At 38.6% G+C, this 4,857-nt stretch carries 1 protein-coding gene and 2 pseudogenes; all 3 read left to right on the top strand.

Annotated elements, in window-relative coordinates; translation table 11 throughout:
- The first annotated feature begins 444 nt into the window (after positions 1 to 444).
- Positions 445 to 672: a hypothetical protein gene (locus tag HT708_RS05315; protein WP_054388273.1), complete on the top strand. Its 228-nt coding sequence runs from the start codon at positions 445 to 447 to the stop codon at positions 670 to 672.
- Positions 673 to 960: 288 nt separating this feature from the next.
- Positions 961 to 3,641 (top strand): annotated as a pseudogene (locus HT708_RS05305) (sialidase domain-containing protein); the annotation flags it as partial.
- Positions 3,642 to 3,854: 213 nt separating this feature from the next.
- Positions 3,855 to 4,397, top strand: a pseudogene (locus tag HT708_RS12325) (sialidase); the annotation flags it as partial.
- Positions 4,398 to 4,857 lie beyond the last annotated feature (460 nt).

Here is a 4,857-nt window from a genome sequence, read left to right as displayed (position 1 = left end):
CTCAAAACGGTGTTTTGAGCTGACTTCGTCAGTTCTATCTGCCACCTCAAAACGGTGTTTTGAGCTGACTTCGTCAGTTTCATCTACAACCTCAAAACAGTGTTTTGAGCATCATGCGGCTAGCTTCTTAGTTTGCTCTTTGATTTTCATTGAGTGTAAAAAACAGATGAGTCTCTGTTTTCTTTTTATGGACTATAAATGTTCATCTGAAACTACTTTCAAGGATATTATTATACAAAAGAGTTTCTTGAAACTAAAATCTATTATACTACACTGTATTGAAAGCGTTTTAGAAATGAGGTATAATAAATTTGCTAACACTTATAAAAAGTGATAGAATCTTATCTTTATGTATATTTAAAGATAGATTGCTGTAAAAATAGTAGCAGCTATGCGAAATGACAGATAGAGAGAAGGGATTGAAGCTTAGAAAAGGGGAATAATATGATATTTAAGGTATTCAAGACAAAAAAGCAGAGAAAAAGACAAATTGAACTACTTTTGACAGTTTTTTTCGACAGTTTTCTGATTGATTTATTTCTTCACTTATTTGGGATTGTCCCCTTTAAGCTGGATAAGATTCTGATTGTGAGCTTGATTATATTTCCCATTATTTCTACAAGTATTTATGCTTATGAAAAGCTATTTGAAAAAGTGTTCGATAAGGATTGAGCAGGAAGTATGGTGTAAATAGCATAAGCTGATGTCCAATAATTTGCTTATAAAGAGATATTTTAGTTTAATTGCAGCGGTGTCCTGGTAGATAAACTAGATTGGTAGGAGTCTGATCGGAGAAAGGAGAGGGGAAATTTGGCACCAATTTGAGATAGTTTGTTTAGTTCATTTTTGTCATTTAAATGAACTGTAGTAAAAGAAAGTTAAGAAAAGACAAACTAAGTGCATTTTCTGGAGTAAATGTCTTATTTCAGAAATCGGGATATAGATATAGAGAGGAACAGTATGAATCGGAATGTTCAAGAACGTAAGTGTCGTTATAGCATTAGGAAACTATCGGTAGGAGCGGTTTCTATGATTGTGGGAGCAGTGGTGTTTGGAACGTCTCCTGTTTTAGCTCAAGAAGGGGCGAGTGAGCAACCTCTGGCAAATGAAACTCAACTTTCGGGGGGGGGGGGAGCTCAACCCTAACTGATACAGAAAAGAGCCAGCCTTCTGAGGAAGGAGAAAATATAACTCTTCCTGCAGAGCATGTAGAGTCTGTTTCAGAGACTGAACTTTCTGGCAATGAGCAAGAACAAGAAAGGGAAGATAAGCAAGAAGAAAAAATTCCAAGAGATTACTATGCACGAGATTTGGAAAATGTCGAAACAGTGATAGAAAAAGATGACTTAGAGACGAATGATTCAAATGGAAAAAGAGTAGACTTGTCTGATGAATTAGAGAAAGTAAAGGGACTCCAAAATGCAACTGTTCATGTGGAGTTCAAACCGGCTGCTGATGGTCCTAGTTTTTACAATCTCTTTTCTGCTTCCAGTACAACTAAAGTAAATGAGTACTTTACAATGGCAATCAATAATGGGACAGCTTTGATAGAGGGACGTGGAGCTGATGGTAGCCAATTTTATGGAAGTTATACAGATGCGCCTTTGAAGATTAGACCAGGCAAGTATAATTCGGTTACTTTTACTGTTGAAAGACCAAGAAAGGATAGTCCAAATGGTCAGGTTCGTCTTTATGTGAATGGTGTATTATCTCGTACGAATAAAAAGTCAGGGAAATTCCTGGCAGACATGCCAGATGTGGATAAACTTCAGTTAGGTGCAACTAATAGAGCAGGAGAACTGAAGTGGGGCTCAAATCTCTCTATTCGTAATCTGACTGTATACAATCGTGCTCTAACTCCAGAGGAAGTCAAAAAACGTAGCCAGTTATTTGATGTGACAGATATTGAGCCGTCACTTCCTGAAGGGGCAGTCTTGACAGAGAAGCAAGAGTTGTTTATGAGCGGTGTCAATGGTAAGCCAAATAGTGAAGGAATTAAGAGTTATCGGATTCCAGCTTTGCTACGTACGGATAAAGGAACATTACTGGCAGGGGCAGATCAGCGTCGTCTCCACCATTCTGATTGGGGAGATATTGCTATGGTCGTTAGGAGAAGTGAGGATGGGGGAACTACTTGGCAGCCAACCTTAACCTTGACCAACTTGCGAGACAATCCAGAAGCAAAAGATCCGCAGGCACCATCTCCACTTAATATCGATATGGTCTTGGTTCAAGATCCTACCACAAAGAGAATTTTTTCAATCTACGATATGTTTCCAGAAGGTCGAGCTGTCTTTGGAATGCCAAACAAACCTCAAAAAGCTTATCAACAAGTTGGAGATAAGCACTATCAATTACTATATAAACAAGGGGAAAATCAAGCATATACTGTCCGAGAAAACGGAGAAGTATATGATGCAAATAATCAAAAAACAGATTATCGCGTTGTAGTGGATCCAAAAGAAGAAGCCTACAGAGATAAGGGTGACCTCTATAAAGGAGAAGAGCTTCTTGGGAATATCTACTTTGCTCCATCTGCTAAAAATCCATTTCGTGTAGCCTATACGAGCTATTTGTGGCTTTCTTATAGTGATGATGATGGGAAAACATGGTCGCAACCAAGAGATATTACACCATCAATTCGCCAAGATTGGATGAAATTTTTAGGAACAGGTCCAGGTACAGGAATTGTGCTTAGAACAGGAGAGCACAAGGGTCGTATCTTAGTTCCTACTTATACCACCAATGCTATCTCCCATCTAAGCGGATCCCAGTCTTCTCGTTTGATTTATTCAGATGACCATGGAGAAACATGGCAGGCTGGAGCTGCTGTCAATGATGATAGGACAGTAGGCGGAAGGAAAATTCATTCCTCAACTATGAATAATAGTCCTGCCCAAAATACAGAGTCAGTTGCTGTACAGTTAAATAATGGTGATGTGAAACTCTTTATGAGAGGATTAACGGGTGATTTACAGGTTGCCACAAGTAAAGATGGTGGGCAAACTTGGGACAAGGAAATCAAGAGATACAATCAGGTTAAAGATGTTTATGTCCAAATGGCTGCTATTCACACCATGCACGAAGGAAAAGAATACATCATTTTAACCAATTCAGGAGGACCTAAACGGACGAATGGAATGGCTCATTTGGCTCGTGTAGAGGACAACGGAGACTTGACTTGGTTACATCATAGACCAATTCAAAAAGGAGAGTTTGCCTATAATTCGCTCCAAGAATTAGGAAATGGGGAGTATGGTATCTTGTATGAACACACTGAAAAAGGACAAAATGACTATACCCTATCATTTAGAAAATTTAATTGGGACTTTTTAACAAAAGATCCGGTATATCCAACGAGTGTAACTATCAGGGACGTTCGTAAATTGGAAACAGAAGAAGAGGATGCAGAACAAGGTATCTTAGCTATGCAATTTGATTCTGAGGTACTAGTGAATTCTATTCCGACTTTGACTTTAGCGAATGGACACAAGGCTACCTTCTTGACCCAAGCAGATCAAAAAACTCTACTTTTCACCTTTAATAAAGAAGATGCAGGTCAAGAAATTACAGGTCTACTGGCCGGTAGAATTGACAGTATGCATGATTTACCAGTTATACTAGCTGGCAGTAGAATTCCTGAAGATGCGAAAGAAAATCCTGTCGAGACCATGAATACAGTAAGAGAAAATGTATCTGAGGAGATGACAGAAAGGAAGTCAGAGAAGGATAAATTATCTTTGGGGTCTTCAGATAGAATGGTAGCAAACTCTCCTCTTACTTCTTTTGCTCCTCGTTACCTCCAATCTTATGTAGGAGATGTTATTAAAACTGAGACTAAAGTTCCAATAACGACTGGTTGGAAGCAAGAAAATGGTGCGTGGTATTTTTATACATCTGCTGGTGAAGTGGTGAAAGGCTGGCATCAGGAAGCGGATAAATGGTACTACTTGAGTTCTACTGGTGCGATGGCAACTGGTTGGGTCAGAGATGGTAATCAATGGTATTATTTGAGTGAGAGTGGAGCAATGTCTACTGGCTGGGTTGAATCCAGTGGTGTGTGGTACTATCTCAATGCTAACGGCTCAATGGCAACTGGTTGGGTCAGAGATGGTAACCAATGGTATTATTTGAGTGAGAGCGGAGCAATGTCTACTGGCTGGGTTGAATCCAGTGGTGTGTGGTACTATCTCAATGCTAACGGTTCAATGGCAACTGGTTGGATAAAAGATGGAGACCATTGGTACTATCAGGAATCATCTGGTGCAATGAAGGTAAATCAATGGTTCCAAGTTGGAGACAAATGGTACTATGTCAATGAAAGCGGAAGATTAGCGGTTAATACTATAGTAGATGGTTATAAAGTTAACTCCAATGGGGAGTGGGTCAACTACTAGAACCTTGGATGTTGATGAATAACTGAGACATGTTTTGTCCGTCATAGAGATTAAAAGTTTATTTAGATAGTTTTCGTAGAAATTTCTACTTTAAGAAAAAGTCAATTTAGATGGGCTCTTATTGCCGGGTAAATGCCTTGCTAGTCGTAAATAAACTGTATATTTCCGACTTACTTAGGACTGGATACCACTAGTCGCAACTTAACAGTTCGCTTTAAGTGTTAAAATGCATATAGCTAGTTATTGGTTATATGCGTTTTTGTTCTTGATTATTTTATTTCTGTCTTGGAATATAGGTAAAATTATAGTAAAATAAAATTCTGTAAATCATGTTGGTAGATATACAGGAAGAAGAGTGTATTGTTGACAATACAGCACATAGAATCCAACATGTCCTTATACTCAAAAAATCAAAGAGCAAATTAGGAAGCTAGCCGTAGCCTGCTCAAAACACCGTTTT

The organism is Streptococcus sp. 3613 (assembly GCF_013277375.1).
GTDB lineage: Bacteria > Bacillota > Bacilli > Lactobacillales > Streptococcaceae > Streptococcus > Streptococcus pseudopneumoniae.
Note: the sequence above shows the minus strand (reverse complement) of the source record. Positions and strands in the feature narration are given on the sequence as shown.